Annotated in this window: 22 protein-coding genes and 1 pseudogene; 9 read left to right on the forward strand and 14 right to left on the reverse strand. The window is 67.4% G+C overall.

Going from position 1 to position 18892, the window contains the following annotated elements; all coding sequences use genetic code 11:
• Window positions 1-212: 212 nt before the first annotated feature.
• Entirely contained in the window at window positions 213-722 is a 510-nt protein-coding gene (locus AB0J64_RS54025) for a helix-turn-helix domain-containing protein (RefSeq protein WP_364045833.1), read from the reverse strand.
• An 81-nt stretch (window positions 723-803) separates the two neighbouring features.
• Between AB0J64_RS54025 and AB0J64_RS54030 the strand changes: the two genes are divergently transcribed.
• A complete protein-coding gene (locus tag AB0J64_RS54030) occupies window positions 804-1238 on the forward strand; it encodes a hypothetical protein (protein WP_364045835.1) in 435 nt (144 codons plus the stop codon).
• A 68-nt stretch (window positions 1239-1306) separates the two neighbouring features.
• Here AB0J64_RS54030 and AB0J64_RS54035 read toward each other — a convergent pair whose 3' ends face one another.
• From AB0J64_RS54035 to AB0J64_RS54045, 3 genes and pseudogenes are all read right to left on the reverse strand, one after another.
• Window positions 1307-2179, reverse strand: coding sequence for an IS5 family transposase (locus AB0J64_RS54035; RefSeq protein ID WP_364045837.1), 873 nt, complete (start codon window positions 2177-2179; stop codon window positions 1307-1309).
• A 4-nt stretch (window positions 2180-2183) separates the two neighbouring features.
• The gene (locus tag AB0J64_RS54040; RefSeq protein WP_364045839.1) at window positions 2184-2600 is read right to left on the reverse strand and encodes a hypothetical protein; all 417 of its coding nucleotides are present in this window, start codon (window positions 2598-2600) and stop codon (window positions 2184-2186) included.
• Window positions 2601-2605: 5 nt separating this feature from the next.
• Window positions 2606-3160 (reverse strand): annotated as a pseudogene (locus tag AB0J64_RS54045) (DUF6192 family protein); the annotation flags it as partial.
• A 50-nt stretch (window positions 3161-3210) separates the two neighbouring features.
• Here AB0J64_RS54045 and AB0J64_RS54050 point away from each other — a divergent pair.
• A complete protein-coding gene (locus AB0J64_RS54050) occupies window positions 3211-3450 on the forward strand; it encodes a hypothetical protein (protein ID WP_364045841.1) in 240 nt (79 codons plus the stop codon).
• Here AB0J64_RS54050 and AB0J64_RS54055 read toward each other — a convergent pair.
• From AB0J64_RS54055 to AB0J64_RS54075, 5 genes are all read right to left on the reverse strand, one after another.
• Window positions 3424-3735, reverse strand: coding sequence for a hypothetical protein (locus AB0J64_RS54055; protein ID WP_364045843.1), 312 nt, complete (start codon window positions 3733-3735; stop codon window positions 3424-3426). The two genes, AB0J64_RS54050 and AB0J64_RS54055, sit on opposite strands and share 27 nt — an antisense overlap.
• A gap of 223 nt (window positions 3736-3958) precedes the next feature.
• A complete protein-coding gene (locus AB0J64_RS54060; RefSeq protein WP_364045845.1) occupies window positions 3959-4675 on the reverse strand; it encodes a hypothetical protein in 717 nt (238 codons plus the stop codon).
• A gap of 218 nt (window positions 4676-4893) precedes the next feature.
• Window positions 4894-5079 (reverse strand): hypothetical protein, encoded by a 186-nt coding sequence (locus tag AB0J64_RS54065; RefSeq protein WP_364045847.1) that lies wholly within the window; start codon window positions 5077-5079, stop codon window positions 4894-4896.
• Between the two features lie 33 nt (window positions 5080-5112).
• Window positions 5113-5283 (reverse strand): hypothetical protein, encoded by a 171-nt coding sequence (locus AB0J64_RS54070; RefSeq protein WP_364045849.1) that lies wholly within the window; start codon window positions 5281-5283, stop codon window positions 5113-5115.
• A gap of 528 nt (window positions 5284-5811) precedes the next feature.
• Window positions 5812-6711 carry a LysR family transcriptional regulator gene (locus AB0J64_RS54075; protein WP_364045873.1) on the reverse strand — a complete coding sequence of 300 codons (900 nt, stop codon included), beginning with the start codon at window positions 6709-6711 and terminating at the stop codon, window positions 5812-5814.
• A gap of 138 nt (window positions 6712-6849) precedes the next feature.
• Between AB0J64_RS54075 and AB0J64_RS54080 the strand changes: the two genes are divergently transcribed.
• Window positions 6850-8160: an amidohydrolase family protein gene (locus AB0J64_RS54080; RefSeq protein WP_364045851.1), complete on the forward strand. Its 1311-nt coding sequence runs from the start codon at window positions 6850-6852 to the stop codon at window positions 8158-8160.
• Window positions 8161-8501: 341 nt separating this feature from the next.
• Here AB0J64_RS54080 and AB0J64_RS54085 read toward each other — a convergent pair whose 3' ends face one another.
• Window positions 8502-9092 carry a TetR/AcrR family transcriptional regulator gene (locus AB0J64_RS54085; protein WP_364045853.1) on the reverse strand — a complete coding sequence of 197 codons (591 nt, stop codon included), beginning with the start codon at window positions 9090-9092 and terminating at the stop codon, window positions 8502-8504.
• Window positions 9093-9148: 56 nt separating this feature from the next.
• On the opposite strand from AB0J64_RS54085, the gene AB0J64_RS54090 reads away from it, so the two are divergent.
• The 5 genes from AB0J64_RS54090 to AB0J64_RS54110 all read left to right on the forward strand — a co-directional run bounded on the left by AB0J64_RS54090 (window position 9149) and on the right by AB0J64_RS54110 (window position 12622).
• Window positions 9149-10012 (forward strand): SDR family oxidoreductase, encoded by an 864-nt coding sequence (locus AB0J64_RS54090; RefSeq protein WP_364045855.1) that lies wholly within the window; start codon window positions 9149-9151, stop codon window positions 10010-10012.
• A gap of 352 nt (window positions 10013-10364) precedes the next feature.
• On the forward strand, window positions 10365-10721 hold the full coding sequence (locus AB0J64_RS54095; protein WP_364045857.1) for a carboxymuconolactone decarboxylase family protein: 357 nt from the start codon (window positions 10365-10367) through the stop codon (window positions 10719-10721).
• A gap of 81 nt (window positions 10722-10802) precedes the next feature.
• On the forward strand, window positions 10803-11288 hold the full coding sequence (locus AB0J64_RS54100; RefSeq protein ID WP_364045859.1) for a carboxymuconolactone decarboxylase family protein: 486 nt from the start codon (window positions 10803-10805) through the stop codon (window positions 11286-11288).
• A 176-nt stretch (window positions 11289-11464) separates the two neighbouring features.
• Window positions 11465-11698, forward strand: coding sequence for a hypothetical protein (locus tag AB0J64_RS54105; protein WP_364045861.1), 234 nt, complete (start codon window positions 11465-11467; stop codon window positions 11696-11698).
• 6 nt (window positions 11699-11704) lie between these two features.
• Entirely contained in the window at window positions 11705-12622 is a 918-nt protein-coding gene (locus AB0J64_RS54110) for a LysR family transcriptional regulator (protein WP_364045863.1), read from the forward strand.
• Between the two features lie 117 nt (window positions 12623-12739).
• Here AB0J64_RS54110 and AB0J64_RS54115 read toward each other — a convergent pair whose 3' ends face one another.
• The 3 genes from AB0J64_RS54115 to AB0J64_RS54125 all read right to left on the reverse strand — a co-directional run bounded on the left by AB0J64_RS54115 (window position 12740) and on the right by AB0J64_RS54125 (window position 15736).
• Window positions 12740-14146, reverse strand: coding sequence for an MFS transporter (locus AB0J64_RS54115; protein WP_364045865.1), 1407 nt, complete (start codon window positions 14144-14146; stop codon window positions 12740-12742).
• Window positions 14147-14303: 157 nt separating this feature from the next.
• Window positions 14304-14780: a nuclear transport factor 2 family protein gene (locus AB0J64_RS54120; protein ID WP_364045867.1), complete on the reverse strand. Its 477-nt coding sequence runs from the start codon at window positions 14778-14780 to the stop codon at window positions 14304-14306.
• Window positions 14781-14836: 56 nt separating this feature from the next.
• Window positions 14837-15736, reverse strand: a complete 900-nt coding sequence (locus tag AB0J64_RS54125) for an alpha/beta fold hydrolase (protein ID WP_364045869.1) — start codon at window positions 15734-15736, stop codon at window positions 14837-14839.
• A gap of 608 nt (window positions 15737-16344) precedes the next feature.
• Here AB0J64_RS54125 and AB0J64_RS54130 point away from each other — a divergent pair.
• A complete protein-coding gene (locus AB0J64_RS54130) occupies window positions 16345-17850 on the forward strand; it encodes an ISL3 family transposase (protein ID WP_364045875.1) in 1506 nt (501 codons plus the stop codon).
• 148 nt (window positions 17851-17998) lie between these two features.
• Here the strand turns inward: AB0J64_RS54130 and AB0J64_RS54135 are convergent.
• Window positions 17999-18892, reverse strand: an 894-nt coding sequence (locus AB0J64_RS54135) for a reverse transcriptase domain-containing protein (RefSeq protein ID WP_364045871.1), incomplete at its 5' end; no start/stop codon positions are given.

The raw sequence follows: 18892 nt of genomic DNA on the forward strand, positions 1-18892 counted from the left end.
CCGAAGCCGCGCTCCCCGCTACAACCTGGGGAAAGTCAACAAGCGGCCCACGTCCCTGACCACCAAACGCGATCTCGGACCTTAAAGAACAAGCTCAGAGGGTGTCTCTGATCCCCTGTTAACGATCTTCCGGCACCGGAACGACCGTACGCGCCAGGGGGATCGCCGCACGCTGTGGTGGGGCCTCAAAGGGTGGCCGGCGATTCCGTTCCTTACTCCTGCTCGACCGCGATGCCGCTGCGCCGGGCGAGCACCCTGGTCCCCGGTCCGGAGGCGGCACCTGGGCCCGGAATCGCGGTGACGTTGGTGGTGGTCACCGGTTGCCCGCACACCGAGCAACAGACCTGCGGCGTGAACTCCGCGTCGCATTCGTGGTGCACCAGGCGCACCGGCGGGCCACCCGCCGGCGTCGCCCATTTGTCGCCCCAGGCCATCAGCGCCATCAGGACCGGAACGAGTTCACAACCGGCCTCGGTGAGGTGGTACTCGTGCCGCAGGGGGCGCTCCTGATACGCCCTGCGCTCCACGATGCCGTCGGTGACCAGCATCTTGAGCCGTTGGGTGAGCAGGTTGCGGGCGATACCGAGGTTTTCCGCGATGTCGTCGAACCGGTGCAGGCCGAGGTAGATGTCCCGCACGATCAGTGGCGTCCACCACTCGCCGACACGTTCCAGGGATTGCCCGATCGAGCAGTGCATCTCCGCGAAGCTGGTCCGTTGCATGGCCCTCAGTGTAGTGGGTTGCTTCATTAAACGCACTGCTGTACGTTGCGAACCATCAGGGTTTAATGAAAGGACTGACTGATGCCGTTCGTAGAACTGTTCGTTCCCAAGGGCTCGCTCGACCAGGAGCACCGCGAGAAGATCGGTGGGCGGTTGGTTTCGGAGGTGATGATCGCTGAGGGCGCCCCCGACGTCGAGGCGGCCAGGGCCATCTCGTGGCTGGTGGTGAACGAGATCGACGCCTGGTTCGTGGGCGGCCGGCAACTGCCCGCCGGAGAGAAGCCGAAATACGTGGTGCGAGTGGGGGTGCCGGCCGGTTCGCTCAACGACGACAAACGCCGTGACATTGTGCGGCGGGTCACCCGGGTGCTCGCGGACGCCGACACCGATCCGGGACGGTTCACCCAAGCCACCGCCGCGTGGGTGCACATCGACGAGATTCCGGAGGGCAACTGGGGAGCGGGCGGGGAGATCGTCCGCATCGAGGACATCGTGGCCTTGGTGGCCAACAGTTAGCGCGACATCGCTAGATCGGTAGGGCTGGGACGCAGGTGCTGCCTGAAGCGGTGCCTGGGCCCTCGGGCTCAGTGACACGCGACAGCCTCTGAGGCGCCCTGCAGCGCAGAGCCCGGCTCTCGGGTCCATGCCGGCGGCCTCTTCCTGGTCAGCCGTCTGGTCATGAGCGTGATCGAGGCAATGGTCAGGTGGGCTTCGCTGTGTGAGGGCTTGCGTTCAAAGTCGATCACGTTGCGACGGGCGTTCATCATCCACGAGTGCGTCCTCTCGACGATCCATCTTCTCGCAAGTACTTTGAACCCGGTCTGACCTGGCCGTTTAGTCACGATCTTCAAGGTGAGGTGCAGGAAACGGCGGGTCCACTCCACCAGCGTGCCGGCGTAGGCGCTGTCGCCCCAGATGAGGGTGAGCTGCGGGTGCAGCATCCGCAGCCGGGCCAGTAACTCCCGGGCGGCGTCGCGGTCGGGCTGTCCGGCGGCCGTGACCATGACCATCATGAGCAAGCCGAAGGTGTCCACGACCAGGTGGCGCTTTCTCCCCGGCACCTTTTTCCCCGCGTCATAAGACCGGGAGCGGCCGGTGACGGTGGCCGCGGCGCGCACCGACTGGGAATCGATGACGCCAGCGACCGGGTTGGGGCAGCGCCCGGCGCGCAACCGGATGGCACAGCGAAGCTCATCACGGACCCGGTTGAAGACCCCGGCCCTGGTCCAGCGGCTGAAGAACCCGAACACGGTCTGATAAGGCGGAAAGTCCGCGGGCAGGGCCCTCCACTTGCTGGCGTTGTCGGTCACATACCTGATCGCGTCGATGATGTCGCGGCGGTGGTGCTTTTCCGGGCGCCCGCCTGTGCGCGTCTGGCAGGCGGGCACCGGCAGGAGGGGCTCGATCAGTGCCCACTCGGCGTCGGAGGTGTCAGACGGGTAGAGGCGCGGGCGCATCAGCTCACGCCGTCCCCGCCTTGTTGAGCAGGGTCAGCGCCGCCTGCACCACATTGAGCTGGCCCAGCACCAGGTTGACCCACTCCTCCTCCGGTCGGGCGGCTGCGTGTGGTGCGACCGTCGCCGACAACAGGCGGCTGATCCGGGTCAGCTCGGTGCGCATCCGCGAGCGCTCGTAGGCGATCCAGTCATCGGGTTGGGAGGAGAAGCGGTAGCCGTCGCCCGGCGTCCAGATCAGCGGGGTCAAGTGGGCCATCGCCGAGACCTCCCGGATGTAGAGGATGCCCTTGCGGACCTGATAGAGGCTCAGTTTGGTGGCGCCGACCAGTTGCCGGGCGGTCAGTCCGGCCGGGCGGGCCTCCAGCAGCGCGAGACGAACCTGGTCGCCGCAGACGTTGGCGGCCAGGCCCCTGGAGGGCATGGGCGCTACTCTGCGCGCAGCAGCCGGGCCAGGCCCTCGTCCAGGCTCACGTCGCCGGACTCGACGGCCGCCTCCAGCCAGTCAGCGGTCGCGCGTACCCGGCCGAGATTGCGTGCCACGGTGGCCTTCTCCTCGGCGGTGAAGGCGTGCCCGCGCAGCGTCGGCAGCACCCGGCCCACCGCGGCCACGAACACCGAGCACGCGCCGACCAACTCGATGAAGTCGCGGCTGCGTTCGATCCGGGGCAGCGCCGGGGTGCGCTCCCGGACCGCCTCGCCAGCCTGCCGGGCCTGGTCGACCTGCGCACGGTTGACCAGGTGCCGGGCGGTGGTGTCGGTCATCGCCTTGAAGGCGACCTCCGGGCGGCGTAGCAGATCGGTGGCCACGGCGGCGGCGACCTGCTCGTCTCGGGCCAAGTCGTGGATGCGCTCCACCTTCTGCTGCACCGAGGTGGTGTCGGCGAACTTCTGGTCGACGGCCTGCTTGGCGGCCGTGTCGGTCCACCGGTGCGTCCTGGTGCGCTTGTCCAGCGGAGGCTTGGTGATGCGCTCCCACCGCTCCTCATCGTCGCGGAGCTAGGCCAACGTCTCTGAATGTAGTACGGGACCTCGTGCCGGCGGTGCTGGGCCGGCCAGCGCGAGGCCACCCAGCGATAGGTCTCCAGCGTCTTTACCGGAATCGCGAGATCGTCGGCGAAGCTCTGCAGGGATTCCAAGACGCCGAACAGCGCCTCGCCCCGGTCCGGGTGCGCGCCGCCGTGCGGCTGCATCGGCTCGATTTCCAGCGCCAGGTCGCCGAGCTCGAACTGGGAACGGGTCTGGAGTCAATGGGGATCAAAGACACCTTCTAACACCGTGACATGGGTTGCCATGGTGTTTTCTCCCGTCCTGACCGCCCGGGCGTAGGCGGCGGCAAGCTGAGGCAGAAGCGGTGAAGGCTGTCGTGACAGACGGGTGGTGTCAATCCAGCCGACATCCTTGCGGGCGACGGTGACCGCCGCAGCGCCCAGCAGGCCGAGCGTGGTACCGAAGACACCGATGAGCCAGATGACGAAGACCCACAGTGACAGAGCCGCGATGATGCCGGGCGCACTGGTGAAGATCACGACCAGCAACCCCAGAGCCGTGGCGAACAAGAACTGAGCACGACCCCGGACATGCTCCAGATCGCCGTGCTGCGATCGAGTTGCCGCCGACCCTCATCGATCACCATCGCCAGATCACCATCTGGCCATCCGTTCATCTCCCCCGGCTCGATGCAATGAACGTCGAACACCGGGACCCGCCGGCCAGGCCACAAGCCGAGGACGTACTGCAGATACACCCTCCACTCGGACGGGAGCCGCTCTTGCTGCGCCATCACGGTCCGCTGAGCCAGGCCGCCACAGCGGCGCTCACCGGGGCCGCGACCTCCTCGGGGAGGAACAACCATTGACCGGCCGGATTGACATCCAGAAGGTAAGCACCATCGTCGGCCACCGCCCAGTCCTGGCTGCTGTAACCCAAATCCAGCGCCTCGGCCATGGCGAGAGCCCCCCGAGCGACCTCGGCCGACAGGGCGGCCACGGAAAAAGACCGATGCTCGACTGGCGCAGCTCGCCAGTCGAGCGGCTGATGCGTGGCGTCCAAGGCGGCTCCCCACACCTGCTCACGCACTGTTACCACCCGCAGATGCGACCGTGCGACGACCCGCTGCTGCACCAGAAACGGCGCACCCGCCAACGCCTCCAGAAGGGCGTCATCAGCACGCACAGCAGCCGCGAACACCGTGTACGGCTCGTCACGGTCGAAGAAGTGTCCCGGCCCCAACGGCTTGACCACGATGTCGAATCCGACGGCATCCTGCACCGTGGTGATGTCATTGGTCACCACAGTCGCCGGAGTGGCAATGCCCAAGCGCCTTGCCACGGTGTGCTGCACCAATTTGTTCTCGGCCGTGACGAGTGGATCGATGCCGGTGAGCCAGCCCACGCCACATGTGCGCAGCACGGCCGTAAGCAGCGAGAGCCACGCAGTCTTCTCCGCCGCCTCGATCGACTCGATCACCACGCCGCGCTGCCAGTCGGCGGGAGCCAAGCGTCGGATCCAGCCACGCGTACGGTCCCCGGGCTCCATGGCCGCGGTTCGACGGGAGTCACGCAAGCTCAGCCGTGCATCCTGCCACGCGTAGGAGGTCTCGGCTAACGTCGCGGCGTTGACGATCTAGCCGGCGTGCGACCTGGTCAACCGTGATGTCACCGCCTTGACATGCGGATCATCGGCATCCCCAACGATTACCCATTCCGCTGCATCAGTCATGGCAGGGGCAGTCCGGCACCTGCCAGCCCAGCGATCGCCCGGTCATTGTCGAGGGCCTCAATCTGTCTGGTCAGCGTCGTGTCCGGCGGAGGTTCGTCCTCGTCAGTACCTGCCGGCTCGGCCAGCAAACGATACATGCCTTCTTTCGTCATGCAGACGGAAGCAGGCACACCGCTGTCCATGAAGGTCGTGCTGCCACAATAAGATAGTGTCAGTCAGCTGAGCGGCGAGCCCGAAATGCCCAGTAATGCGAACGATGCATCCTCATCGACCGTTTCGATCGCCTTAGTGTTGATCGTATCCGGCGGCTCCTCATGCGTCGCCATCGATGTGGACTTCAACAGGTGATAGAGAGATCCCTGTGCGAGAGCGCTGGTTACCGCCACGCCTGTCACTGTAACCGATGGCCCACACTTCAGGCTCATCACGTTCCGCGCCTGGAACGCGTCACCTACGCGAAGCCCCGCGCGCGCCCTGCCTGAGATCGTGCGTCACTCACATTGCGCGGCATATGTTGGACGTGCCACCAGGGACACTTACATGACATTTTCAGCGTCAGGACGTGACAAAAATGCAGGTCACATGCAGAATCACACCTGTCAGTCAACGGCGACTTTGCCACGTTTGTCAGTCACGTCATGCCACTGGGTGGCAGCACAAAGATCATTATCTGTGAAGATGACGCAGCATGGGAGCATCCAAGAATGCTTTCGCCCCCGAGCCAGCAGTGCATCGGCAATGTCGTGTGAGTTTCGCGGGAGCTTGGCGCGCTGACCTGCGAAGTGACAAGTCGTGGCAAATTGGGTCTGTCAACTTCATGACAATCCTCAGTTGGCGTCACTGAGTCTGAGCAGGTGGCCCGCTCATCGTGGAGTCGGCCTGTCTGCTGGCAACCACGAACGGTAGTTGCAGAGTCAACTACCGTTCGTTGGCGCCAGCTTGCTTGCTGCGCTGGTCTGTGCAGCGGTGAGCAGGCTCAGCGCGGAGGCGCGGTGTGTGGGGTCGGGTAGTGCGAGTGCGGCGGGAACGCGGATCGGTTGGTCGGGCTGGACGAGGGCGACGGCGGTGGAGTCTTGCGAGACGACGCCGGCGGGGAGCAGGGCCCAGCACCTTCCGGAGGCAACGGGTCCGACAAGGAGGTCTTGGACTCGGGTCAGAGTCGGACCCACGCGGGGGGTGAACCCGGCCGCTTGGCAGGCGGCCGTAATCAGGTCGTAGATGCCGGGGTTGTCTGCGCGGGCGGATCGGGCCAGGGGGAGCTCAGCGAGCGTGGCGAGGTTGCTGGCGGTGCGGGCGTATGCGGCGGGGACGGCCAGGAGTAGCGGCTCGTCCCAGAGGTGATGAACCCGCACGCCCGGGGTGTCCGGTGGCGCCGCCACGAACGCGGCATCGAGGTCGTTGGCGGCGAGTGCGGCGAGCTGACCGGTCGTTGAGGCGGAGCTTGTCACCTGGAGCGTGATGCCGGGGTGGGCGTCGCGGACAGCGGCAAGAGCAGTTTCGATACGAGGGCTGAATGCGATGCTGCTGCCGATGCGCAGCAAGCCGATGTTGCCGGCGGCGATGTCGACGGCCGCAGCGGCGGCACGGTCGATGCCGCGTAGCGCGCGGCGTGCGTGGACAAGGAATGCCTGGCCGTCCGGGGTGAGCCGGGCCCGACGGTGAGACCGGTCGAACAAGGTCAGTCCGAGTTCGCGTTCCAGCCGCGCGACCTGCTTGCTTACCGCGGGTTGAACGATGCGCAGGGCCTCCGCGGCCCGGCCGAAGTGTTCACACTCGGCGACGGTGACGAAATAGCGCAGCTGCCGGACCTCCATCGCCACTGCCCTCCTCGGCTCGATCGATTCCTTTGGGTGATTGTTCCATGGCTGGGTTGGTCGTTGATCGGCCCTGGTGAGACCGGCTGGAGTAGAGCGTGCGAGTAGACGTCATCAGCCCGTGTGGAAGGGGTCAGCGTGGTGGAACCGATGTATGTGTCAGGGGCGGCAACAACGATCGTGAACGCGAAGGTATTCGACGGGACGAAGGCGCAGGACTGGACTTCGGTCAGGTTCGCTGACGGCCTGATCACCACGTGCTCGGCCGCCTCGGCCGCCGAAGAAGGCGACGAAGTGATCGACGCGGGTGGCGGGACTGTGCTTCCCGGTTTGATCGACGCGCACGTGCACCTCGTTCCCGGCGCCCTCGCGCAATCGTTGACCTTCGGCGTTACCACCGTTCTCGACATGTTCAGCAGACCCGACCTGGTGGCCGGGGCCAAGGAGCAGGCTGGCTCCCGTCCGGACGTGGCCGATGTGCGTTCCTCGGGTGTCGGTGCCACCGCGCCGGGGGGACACCCGTCGATGATGTACGCCCCGTTCCCGACGTTGACCGCCGCTGACCAGGCCGAGCAGTTCGTCGCGGAACGGATCGCGGAGGGCTCGGACTATCTCAAGATCTTCTCCGGCACCGGGGGGCTATGGCCGTCGCTGGACTCCGAAACCATCAAGGCACTGGTCACTGCCGCGCACGCCCGCGGCCTGGTCGTCGTCGCTCACGTGAGCTCGACGGCCGGTGTCGAGGAGGTCGTGTCCGCCGGTGTCGACGTGGTGGCCCACGTCCCCGCGGACGCTGAGCTGGACAAGGCCCTGGTCGAACGCATGGCCGAGGCCGGAATCGTGGTCGGTCCGACGCTGGCCACCGTCGAGAACACCCTCGGTGAACCGGGTGGCGCGGCAGTGGTAGGTGACCCGCGGCTCGCCGAGGCGCTCGGGGATGCCTGGGCACGTCGGTTGACCTCGGGTGCCTCGGTACGGCGTGGCCAGGAAATGCCGCCCTACTCGCGGGCAGAGGACAACGTGCGACGACTGGCCGATGCGGGGGTCACTCTGCTGGCGGGCACCGACGCCCCGAACCCGGGGACCGTGTTCGGAGCAAGCCTGCACCGGGAGCTGGAACTCCTTGTCCGGTGCGGCATCAGCCCGACGCAGGCCCTGGCCGCTGCCACCACCGAACCGGCACGAGTGTTCGGTCTCGCCGACCGAGGACGTGTCGCGGCCGGGCAGCGCGCGGACCTGGTCCTCGTGTCCGGTAACCCGTTGACGGACATCACCGCAACACGCGCGATTGAGCGGATATGGCGCGCGGGCACAGCCTGCGATCGACGCGCCTTCGTCGCGAGCGCTGCCGAAGCTGAGCAGCTTGACACTTTCGACGCCCAGGTCGCCAAGGCCGTGGCAGCCGTGCGCGGACGCTGGTCCAACGTCGACCCGAGGAAGGCCCCTTGAACGCGGGGCGCGGCTTACCGCCACTCGCCGTTCCGATCCGGGTGGCTGCCGGAGGCGGCCTACGAATCCTTGGCGTCTGCGAGGGTCTTGCGGATGACGCCGATGGAGACCTTGACGCCGGCGGCGATGGTGCGGACGGATTCCCCGCGCTGGCGGCGGGCGACTCGGCGTTCTCCGCACTTCGGTCACTATGCTCGCGCATCACCGGCTCCCATGCGTTCTGGATCTTCCCGGCACCGCACATGAGATGCCGGCTCTGCGGGCTTCGTGACGCACGCTGCTGGTGACATAGGTCATATCGCTGCGCTGCCGCGTGCGGTCCAGGCCACCGCGACCCTGATCTATCGCATCGGTGGTCTGGGGCTCATCCCGGCGAAAAGGGCGTCGAGTACGCGATCGACGTAGTCGTGGGTGACGGGCTCCTGTGTGATCAGGAACGTGAAGTACAGGGGGCCGGACAGGATGGCCATGGCCAGATCGAGGTCGAGGTCGGGGGAGATCTGCCCCTGGTGTTGGGCGGTTTTGAGGCGGGCGATGGTCTTCTCGGTCTGTGGGCGGGTGAAGCGTTCATTGAGGCCGGCGGCGACCGCGGGGTCGTGTTGGGCCTCGCCCACCAGGGCCTGATATAGCGGGGCCCAGGGTTCGGTGCCCAGCAGGTCGACTGTCGCGTGGATCTGCCGTCGCAGGTCGGCCCTGATGTCGCCGGTGTCGGGAAAGTCGAGCACCGGTTCGTTCAGTGACAGGAGTGCGTCGAGGAACAGCAGCCCTTTCGACGGCCAGCGGCGGTAGATGGTGTGCTTGCCGACGCCGGCGCGGGCTGCGACCGCCTCGATGCTCAGCTTGGTGTAGCCGGTCTCCTGGGCCACGTCCAGGGTGGCCTGCATGATCGTTTCGGCTCGGCCATCGGCGCGGGTGACGCGTTGATCCGTCATGCTGCCACTCTACTGGAACGGCACGTGCCGTGTTGACAACGCGGTCCCGCCCAACGATGCTGTCCGCCAACGGTACGAACCGTGCCGTGCCGGCTCGCCTGGGTCGGCTGTCCCGACGAAAGTCATCCGCGGCAGGAGGCCGAAACATGGATGCCCGCTCGAACCCCGCTGAGGACGTGACGGACTCGCCACAAACCTCGGTGTTGATCACCGGAGGCAACAAGGGACTCGGTTTCGAGACGGCCCGCCGACTCGGAGAGCAGGGCTGGACGATCTTCCTCGGTTCACGCGACGAAGGCCGCGGGCAGGCGGCCGCCGACAAGCTGACCGGCGGCGGCGCGAACGTGATCATGGTCCCGCTGGACGTGACCTCGGAGGCATCCGTGGCCGACGCCGTGCGGCTGGTCCGAGACCACACCGAAAGGCTGGACGTGCTGATCAACAACGCCGGCACGCCCGGACGCGCCATCGCGCCCGCAGAGGCGACCGCCGACGAGATCCACTCTGTCTACGACACCAACGTGTACGGACCGATCCGAGTCACGAACGCCTTCCTGCCCCTGCTGCGGTCCTCCGACTGCCCGCGGGTGGTAATGGTGTCCAGCGCAGGCGGCTCCTTCGCGGTCGTGACCGATCCCGATCAGCCGGTGGCGAAGATGCACGAGCTCGCGTACAGCTCGTCGAAGGCAGCGCTGAACATGATCACCCTGCGCTACGCGCAGGCGCTCCCCGACATCAAGTTCAACGTCGCCACGCCCGGCGAAGTCGCCAACCGCACGTACGCGGCCACCGACATGAACAACCACACCGGTCAGCTGACGGTTACCGAGGGCACCGACTCGATCGTGAGGCTCGCGATGCTCGACACCGACGGGCCGACCGGAACCTTTACCGACCGCCTTGGCCCCGTCGCTTGGTGACGACACCCGTGGCCGCGACCGACAAAGCGGCCCTCTTCCGGTGCTGCGACGTGCCCACGACCATTTCGGGCGGCGGAACCCGGTGCCGCCCACACGATGCCGTGCCGAGCGACTTCGTGACATTCGCTATCGGTGACGAAGGTCACATCGCCGCGCTGTCACGCCGCCCGGGTCACCGGCATCTCCTGTTCGACTTCGACCAACGACGCCCCGCAAGGAGCACACCATGACCGCTCGTTTGAACCTGTTCGGCAACCCGGACGCGACCGCTGCCAAAGCCGCCACCCACCTCGGCACGGCGAGCAAGACGATCCTGACCGAGTCGAGCCTGCCTGCCGCGACCTAGAAGCTGGTGCTGCTGCGGGCCAGCCAGATCAACGGCGACGGCTACGCCACCGACGTGTGGAGCAAGAACGCCGCCGCCGCCGGGGAGAGCGCCACCCGCATCAACCTGGTCGCCGCCTGGCGTGAGTCCACGGTGTTCACCGACGCCGAACGCGCCGCCTTGGAACTCGCCGAGTCCCGCACCCGCATCGCGGATGCGGCCGGCGGTGTCGGCGACGAGGCCTGGGCGCAGGCCGTCAAGCACTACGACCAGGACCAGCTGGCCGATCTGGTGGTGCTCATCGCCCTGATCAACGCGACCAACCGCATGGGCGTCATCGTCCGCCAGCCCGGCGGCGGCTACCAGCCCGGCAACCTCGGCTGAGCACATCCGCCTTCCGCACCACGTAATCCGCCGCGCGAGGAACCCGCGCGGTATCCCGACCCACGAGTAAGGACCAGATCCGTGGAAGCCCGTTTCGACCTGATGGCCAACCCGCTCGGCGCCAAGATCGCCAAGCGGATCTACAACGTCTCCCTGGCGATCGTCCAGTCGTCCCTGCCCGAGGCGACCCAGAACCTGGTGATGCTTCGCGCCAGCCAGATCAACGGCTGCGGCTTCTGCGTCGACTACCACACCAAGGACGCGACCGCCGCCGGCGAGACCGCCGACCGGCTCCACCTGGTCGCCGCCTGGTACGAGTCCACGGTGTTCACCGACGCCGAACGCGCGGCACTGGCGCTCACAGAGGAGGGCACCCGGATCGCCGACACCCGCCACCCGGTCTCCGACGAGACCTGGAATCAGGTGCGCGAGCACTACGACGACGACCAGATCGCCGCGCTGGTCTCCTTGATCGCCATGATCAATGCCAACAACCGGCTCAACGTGATCGTGCGCAACCCCGGAGGGTCCTACCAGCCCGGCAAGTTCGCCGACATGGCCAACTGACCGACACGCCGATCCCGTCCCGGCCCAGGATCACCCGATCCGGGCCGGGGCCCGCGCATATCCCCGCGCATATCCCCGGCGCTGCTCCGGGGATCCCGTCCTCAGGCGGCCACACCCGCCGTGGGATCGGGTCGCCACCACTTGAGATTCGACCAGTTACTCGACAGGAGAACCTCATGGACCTCGCGCTGTGGATCGCTGCCGGACTGCTGGCCGTGGTCGCCCTGGTCGGCGGTATCAGCAAGACGTTTCTCCCCAAGGAGAAGTTGGCCGCAGCGTGGTGGCGAGTGGATACAAAACGGCAGCGTCGGATTCGTCAAGACCCTGGACGAGCGGACCTGCAGGCACCTTCACTGTCGGCGGTAAGCTTGCGGCCTGGAGCGGCGGTGGCATGGCTGCGGAAGGTGTAGGGCCCAGTGGAGCGACATGAGATCGAGACGTTCCTGGTCCTGGCCGAAGAGCTTCACTTCACGCGCACCGCTGAACGTCTCCTCATCTCACCGGGCCGAGTCAGCCAGACGATCAAGAAACTGGAACGCCGCTTCGGCGGCGCGTTGTTCGAACGCAGCAACCGCCACGTGACCCTCACCCCGGTCGGGCGACAGCTCCACGCCGAACTGCTCCCCGCGTATCAGCAGGTTCAGCGTGCCATCGCCAACGCCTCGGCGGCCTGCCAGGGCCTCAGCGGTATGCTGCGCGTCGGTTTCTCCGCCCTGTGGTGCGGCGACCTCATCGTGCGGGCGACTGAGGAGATGCAAGCCCGCCATCCTCAGTGCACCGTCGAGATCCATCGAGTGACGTTCGCTGCCGCCTTCACAGCGTTGCGGGGCGACGAACTCGACATACTGGTCAAGGAACTTCCCGTCGACGGGCCCGACGTCATCGCCGGGCCCGTTCTCTTCTCCGAACGCCGTGCCCTGGTAGTGCCCGCCTCCCACCAGCTGGCGGCTCAGCGAACGGTCTCGCTGGAGGATCTCGCCCTCCTGCCACTGATCACGCCCGTCGGTGCGTCCCAGGGCTTCCTCGATGCCCACTATCCACGCCGCACACCGGGTGGCCGACCCGTCCCCCAAGGCCCGGCCGCCTTCGGCTGGGAGGAGATGCTGTCGTTGGTCGGGGCGGGCAAAGGGGGTACTCCGGTCGGTGCGCAGGCGGCTGATTACCACGCCCGGCCGGACGTCACCTACATCTCATTCGACGACGCACCACCCGTCGGCTATGCGCCGATGTGGCGGAAAGGCAGTGAATCCGCCAAGCTCCAAGCCTTCGTGGAAATCCTCCTCGAGGTCGCCGCACCTCGTGGAGATGGACTCCCGGTCGGGCGGTCCGCATAGCAAGCCCGCTCTCAGGAAGCCGAGCTCGTGTGCGGCCGCCGTCCGCTCCAGCTGTCGGCGGACGTCCCAGACCTGGTGACGGGATGGCGGCTCACGAGGCGATCACCGCGGCAAGGCTTACGCCTCGGTGTCCCGGCGCCCGCCTCGCGGCAGGGTCAGTGTCGTGCCTGCCGTCAGGATCAGCCCGGCCGCCGCGAGCAGCATGCTCCACCGCATTCCGGACAGGAACGTGTCCGCCCCCGCTAGCAGCGCCCCGAAGACTGCCACCGCGATCGCTCCGCCGACCTGGCGGGCGGTGTTGAGCACGGCGGAGGCGGTGCCCGCCCGGTCCGCGGGCACCGCGTCGAGGAGCATCGCGGTCAGCGCCGGCACCGTCAGCGCCCCGCCGAGGCCGACCGGCACCATCAGCGCCGCCACCGCCCACACATTGGTGTGCGCGCCGACGGTGAGCAGCGCCACCAGTCCGGCCGTTCCTACCAGCTGTCCCGCCACCATGGGCACTCGCGGACCGAACAGCCCGGCGAGCTTCGCCGAGGCGAGGTTCACCACCGCGACCAGTGCCGTCATCGGGATGAACATCAGACCCGCGTGCAGCGCCGACTGCCCGCGCTCCTGCTGCAGGTACAGGCTGAAGACGAACACCCCGCCGTAGTAGGCGGCATTGAGCATGAAGCCGACCACCATCGACACCGCCACCACCCGCGAGCGGAACAGCGCCAGCGGGAGCATCGGGTGCGCGCCCCTGGCCTGCGCGATGAGGAAGGCGGCTGCCGCGGCCACGGCCACCAGCAGCACCACCACCACGAGCGGCCGTCCGAAGCCCTTGTCGCCGCCCTCGATCACGCCGTACGTCAGCGCGCCCATCGCGACCACCGCCGTCACCTGCCCGACCACGTCCAGTCGCGCGGGCAGCCGCGAGGAGGCCGGCACGCGGGCGAGCAGGGCGAGCGCCAGCAGACCCGCGGGAAGGTTGACGAAGAAGATCCACCGCCAGCCCACCGAGGCGGTGAGTGCTCCGCCGAGCACCGGCCCGGCCGCCACCGCGGCCGCCCCGCCCACGGTCCAGATGGCGATCGCCCGCGCCCGCTTCGCCTGGTCAGGGAAGCCCTGCCGGACCAGCGCCAGCGACGCCGGCATCATCACCGCCGCCGCGCCCCCCTGTACCAGCCGCGCCGCCACCAGCACGCCGAGGTTGGGCGCGAGCCCGCACGCGGCCGAGGTCAGCGCAAAGAGCACCAGCCCACCGCCGTACGCCTGCCGGGCCCCGATGCGGTCGGAGAGGGCGCCTGCGGAGAGCATCAGGGCGGCGAACACCAGCGTGTATCCATCCACCACCCACTGCAGACCGGACATGCCGCCACCGAGGCTCCGGCCGATTTCAGGCAGCGCGACAGTGACGATCAACGCGTCCAACGAGATGAGGAAGAAGCCCAGCAGAGCGGCTCCCAGCACCACGGGAGATCCGCCCCGGGCCGCCTTCGTCGTGGCGCCCGAGGCCCGGGAGGACTTGAGCAGGGGTTTCACCAGGACACTCCTGAGACGTTCTTGAAGGCGTGCAACCGAGATCGCAGGTCAGGGGCGACCGCTGACATGCCGGCTGGTAGCGGGAGCACCCTGGCGCGATGAAGTGAGGGGACGCCGGGCGGCGCGGGCCCGCCGCCCGGCGTAGCGACAGGCATGCTCAGCCGGCTGCCTGTGCAGGCAGATCCTTGTTGCCGTCGCCCCACGTCGCCGTCATCACCACGGAGTTGATCAGCCATCGGCCGCCGGTGCGGACCAGTTCCCAGCGGTAGTCACCGCCGAGCGTCCACAGTGGCGCCCCATAGGGGGTGGTGAGGCGGTGGGTGGCTTGGAAGGACGCGGTGCACACGGCACGGTCCCCGTCGACCTGGACCAGGTGGTTGGCGATCAGGTGCTGGGTGGCGTCGTAGCCGCCGAGCGCAGCCGACCAGCCATCGACGATCTCCTGAGGAGTGAGCTGGACCGGTTCGCCGCCGCCCAGGCTGGTGTAGTCGAGGAGCACTTTGTCGGCGAACAGGTCGCGCAGGAGCGCCCATTCACGGCGGTCCGCGTGCACGGCCATCCGGGTACAGGTTTCGGCGACCTCGATCCTGGTCTCGGCAGGTGATGGCACGGCGGCCTCAAGGGAATCGGACATGGCGAAGTGGACTCCTGTCGGGGGGCGATGAAGAGGGTCTGTGGGTGCCGGGGTGTTCACAGCGTGCGGGCGAAGTGCTCGGCCGCCGCGTCCGCGGCGAAGCTGACCTGGGGTGACTGGTCGTAGAAGTCGAACTGCGTGCCCTCGGTCCACACGAAGTGCTTGGACCCGGCGAGGTCGTCATGGAAGCGGCGGGCGCCGTCCGGGATGGCGGCGTCCTCGCTGTGCACGAGCAGAACCGGTGCGGTCACCTGCGGCGCGAGCGCGACGGCGTCGAAATCCAGCCATCCGGTCCAGGCCATGACGGCGAACCGGTTGGGCCACTGCGGGATCCCGCCGCGCTGCGGGTTGAGGTAGAAGTCGATGTCGAAGGGCATGGCCGCGTCCGGGTCGCTGCCGCTGACCACCGGCACGTAGGCGACCTCTCCGGTCTCCTCGTACCTGCGCCGGGCCTCGGTGGCCGCTGCCTTCTTCGCCTCGACGCCCTCCGGCCCACCGTAGTTCTCCTCACAGATACGGCGGTCGTGCAGCCACGGCGCCACCAGGGCAAGCGACCGCACCCTTGAGTCCTGGGCGGCGAAGGCGCTCACGTACATCGCGCCGGCGCAAACGCCCAATGCGCCCAGGTTCGAGTCGCTCACGGCCGGATGCCCGGTCAAGAAATCGGCCGCCGCCCGGAGGTCCCGGACCTTCAGCTCCGGCGACTCGAAGTCGCGCGGCTCACCTCCCGATTCGCCGTATCCGGTGAAGTCGAACGACAGCGCCGCAAAGCCGCGCCGGGCCAACTCTTCTGCATACCGGTCGGCCATCTGCTCCTTGACACTGGTCCAGGTCCCGGCGACCACGACACCAGACACCGGAACGGCGTCGTCAGTGCCCGCGGTATCGGGCAGAAAGAGGTGACCGGCGAGCTTTGCCGTATCACCGGCGAAGGTCACCTGTTCACGTAGGGGCATGTCGGGACTCCTTCGAAGCAGGAAGTGGCACGGCATGTCGACGCCCGCGACGGGCAGCTCAGCAGGCCGCATTCGATGGACGAGCAGCATTGCCTGCTCGCCGCCCTCAACACGCTGGCAGCTGACGCTCCGGCCCGACAACGCCCAATATCTCAAGGCACGTTTAGCGCGGCTAACAGCCCGCTGCCGGATGTGGGCAGTGAATGCCGAGGTCGGCGTACCGGCAGGAACCCATCACCGCGAACCCGAGGGGCCGGGCCTGAACGATTTCCAGCGCCGCCGGGCCGACGCCCTGGCCGAGCTGGGGTACGTGGCGCCGGACTTCGACATAACGGCGGGCGCTGGTTCGCCGATCCCGAGGAGTACGGCGGCGCCTTGCACGCCTTCCACCACCCGCCCGTCGACCACACCGTGTACGCCGCCCGTGTCACAGCCGTTCAGGCCACCCGACTGCATCCGTCATGACCTGCGAAAACTCTCGGCGAGACGCATTTGAACGGAAAGTCAGGGACTGTAAGAACAACGGCTCTGTCCCGTAATCGGTGGTAGCACTGAGTGCTCGCCTGCCAGGCTGGGCCGTGCTGAAGATCGACGATCTTATGGGTGTGGTGTTTGCGGGGCTGTCTGCCCTGGTCATCGAGGATGTAAGGGACGAGCACGACCTCATTCGGGTCATGGCCCGTACTCGCGACGAGCCGGTACCGTGCCCGGCGTGCGGGACGTTGACCGGTCGGGTGCACGGCTATGGCAGCCGGACAGTCACGGACGTCCCGGTCGACGGGCGGCGGGTGGTGGTGTCGCTGCAGGTACGACGTCTTGTCTGTCCGGCGCGGGGATGCCCTCGGCAGACGTTCCGTGAGCAGGTGCCCGGGCTGCTCGAGCGTTACCAGCGTCGGACCAGCAGGCTCACCGGCCAACTGGGCGCCGTAGTCAAAGAGCTGGCCGGCCGGGCAGGTGCGCGGCTTTCGGTGATCCTGGCCGCCGCGGTGTCGAGGTCCACGGCATTGCGCCTGCTCATGCGGCTGCCGCTGCCACCGCCGCGGGTCCCGCGAGTGCTGGGTGTCGATGATTTCGCTCTCAAGCGCCGCCACCGTTATGCCACCATCCTCACCGACGCCGAGACCGGCGAGCGGATCGACGTGCTGCCCGGCCGTGGCGCCGACGCGCTGGAGAGGTGGCTGCGATCCCACCCCGGAGTCGAGATTGTCTGCCGTGACGGGTCGGGCGCCTACGGCGAGGCGATTCGACGTGCCCTGCCGGATGCGGTGCAGGTCGGGGACCGCTGGCACCTGTGGGCGAATCTCTGCGACAAGACCCTCGCTGAGGTTCGTTCCCACAGCGCCTGCTGGGCCGCGGTCAACCCGCCCCGGCCCGCAGGAGTCCACGAACAGACCACCCGCGAGCGGTGGCAGCAGATCCACGACCTGCTGGACAAGGGCGTCGGCCTCCTGGAGTGCGCTCGCCGTCTGAACCTGTCTCTGAACACCGTCAAGCGTTACGCCCGCACCCGCGAACCCGACGCCTTACGCCGCGCTCCACGCTACCGGCCCACCCTCGTCGATCCCTATCGCGATCACCTGCGAGAGCGGCGCGCCGCCGACCCTGCCGTGGCGGTCCTGCAGTTGTTCCGCGAGATCAAAGAGCTCGGCTACACCGGCAGCCTCAACCTGCTCTACCGCTACATCACCCAAGGCCGAGCCGAAGGAGCGCGGCCCGTCGTCACCCCGCGCCGCCTGGCCCGTCTCCTGCTCACCCACCCCGACCGGCTGCGTGATAGCGACACCCAACTGGTGCAGGAACTCACAGCCGCGTGTCCCGAACTGGCCGAACTCGCCCGCCATGTCCGCAGCTTCGCCGAACTCCTCACCCCAGCCGCAGGCAACGACGCCAAACTCACCGCCTGGATCACCACCATCCGAGCCGCTGACCTACCCCACCTGCACGGCTTCGCCAACGGCCTCGAACTCGACCGCGACGCCGTGAACGCCGCCCTCACCCTCCGGCACCACAACGGCCGATCCGAAGGCGTCAACACCCGCACGAAGAGGATCATGCGGCAGATGCACGGCCGTGCCGGGTTCGACCTGTTGCGCCACCGCATCCTGCTGCAATGAGAATCACGCAACGCCACCACCGATTACGGGCCAGAGCCGAGTCGGCCTGGAGCGCGGTCTCGGGATTACTCCCGGTCCGTTTCTCCAGACCGCTCGCCGAACCCGCCGTGCGCCTCTCAACGCAACGGGCTCTCCACGGTTTCTGCCGTCATGCGGGTGTGGCCCAGGGGTTGGGGATCTTGTTGCTCCGCCAGCGATATCGGGTGACCGTGATCTTGGCGATGTCGAACAACTCGGTCCCGTCCGTCGCCGTGATGGGCAGCCACCGCCCGGTCGGGGTGGTGAACTGGCGTCGGACGTCCTTCCAGCTCCAGCGGTGCCGGACTTGCAGCATCCGGATCAGCCGCCACCACACAAACTGGTGAAGGGCTGAGAACCGGTCTTTGGCCACGGCGTGCTTGAAGTAGTTGGCCCAGCCGCGCATGATCTGGTTGAGCCTGATCAGCATTGACCTCAGGTCTTGTTGTGACTTCCTGTGGGTCAGGGCACGGATCTTGGCCTTCAATGACCGGATGGGCCGGTCTGCGATGAAGGTGTAGACGTACCACTTATCGGTTCCCCTCTTGCGGCGCCACTGGATGCGGAACCCCAGAAAGTCGAACCCGTCGCTCAGATGCACGATCTGGGTCTTGGCTGGTGACAGCTGTAACCCGATCGGTTCCAGCACTTTCTCGACGTCCTCGCGCACCGCCAGCGTGTCGACCTGTGTCCCGTGGACCAGGACGACGAAGTCGTCGGCGTAGCGGACCAGCCGCCAAGTCGGTAACCCCTTGCGGCGGCGGTGTCCGCGTTTGCCCTCGCTCGACATCGTCCCACCGGGCTTCCATGGCTCCATCAGGCGCTCATCGAGCACCGACAAGGCGATGTTGGCCAGCAGCGGAGACAGGATGCCGCCCTGCGGCGTCCCGGTCGTGGTGCTCTTGTTCTCACCGAGCTCAGTCAAGATCCCGGCTTTCAAGAACGCCTTGACCAGTGCCAGAACGCGTTTGTCCTTCACCCGGCAACGCACCCGCTCCATCAAGGCCGTATGGTCGATCCGGTC

Origin of the sequence: Nonomuraea sp. NPDC049695, assembly GCF_040674955.1 — a bacterium.
Taxonomy (GTDB): domain Bacteria; phylum Actinomycetota; class Actinomycetes; order Streptosporangiales; family Streptosporangiaceae; genus Nonomuraea; species Nonomuraea helvata.

What these genes read in the sequence shown, in the direction of transcription:
- AB0J64_RS54025 (WP_364045833.1), bottom strand. Translation starts at nt 722, where the DNA reads ATGCAACGGACCAGCTTCGCGGAGATGCACTGCTCGATCGGGCAATCC.
- AB0J64_RS54030 (WP_364045835.1), top strand. Translation starts at nt 804, where the DNA reads ATGCCGTTCGTAGAACTGTTCGTTCCCAAGGGCTCGCTCGACCAGGAG.
- AB0J64_RS54035 (WP_364045837.1), bottom strand. Translation starts at nt 2,179, where the DNA reads ATGCGCCCGCGCCTCTACCCGTCTGACACCTCCGACGCCGAGTGGGCA.
- AB0J64_RS54040 (WP_364045839.1), bottom strand. Translation starts at nt 2,600, where the DNA reads ATGCCCTCCAGGGGCCTGGCCGCCAACGTCTGCGGCGACCAGGTTCGT.
- AB0J64_RS54065 (WP_364045847.1), bottom strand. Translation starts at nt 5,079, where the DNA reads ATGGACAGCGGTGTGCCTGCTTCCGTCTGCATGACGAAAGAAGGCATG.
- AB0J64_RS54075 (WP_364045873.1), bottom strand. Translation starts at nt 6,711, where the DNA reads ATGGAGGTCCGGCAGCTGCGCTATTTCGTCACCGTCGCCGAGTGTGAA.
- AB0J64_RS54085 (WP_364045853.1), bottom strand. Translation starts at nt 9,092, where the DNA reads ATGACGGATCAACGCGTCACCCGCGCCGATGGCCGAGCCGAAACGATC.
- AB0J64_RS54090 (WP_364045855.1), top strand. Translation starts at nt 9,149, where the DNA reads ATGCTGTCCGCCAACGGTACGAACCGTGCCGTGCCGGCTCGCCTGGGT.
- AB0J64_RS54105 (WP_364045861.1), top strand. Translation starts at nt 11,465, where the DNA reads ATGGACCTCGCGCTGTGGATCGCTGCCGGACTGCTGGCCGTGGTCGCC.
- AB0J64_RS54120 (WP_364045867.1), bottom strand. Translation starts at nt 14,780, where the DNA reads ATGTCCGATTCCCTTGAGGCCGCCGTGCCATCACCTGCCGAGACCAGG.
- AB0J64_RS54125 (WP_364045869.1), bottom strand. Translation starts at nt 15,736, where the DNA reads ATGCCCCTACGTGAACAGGTGACCTTCGCCGGTGATACGGCAAAGCTC.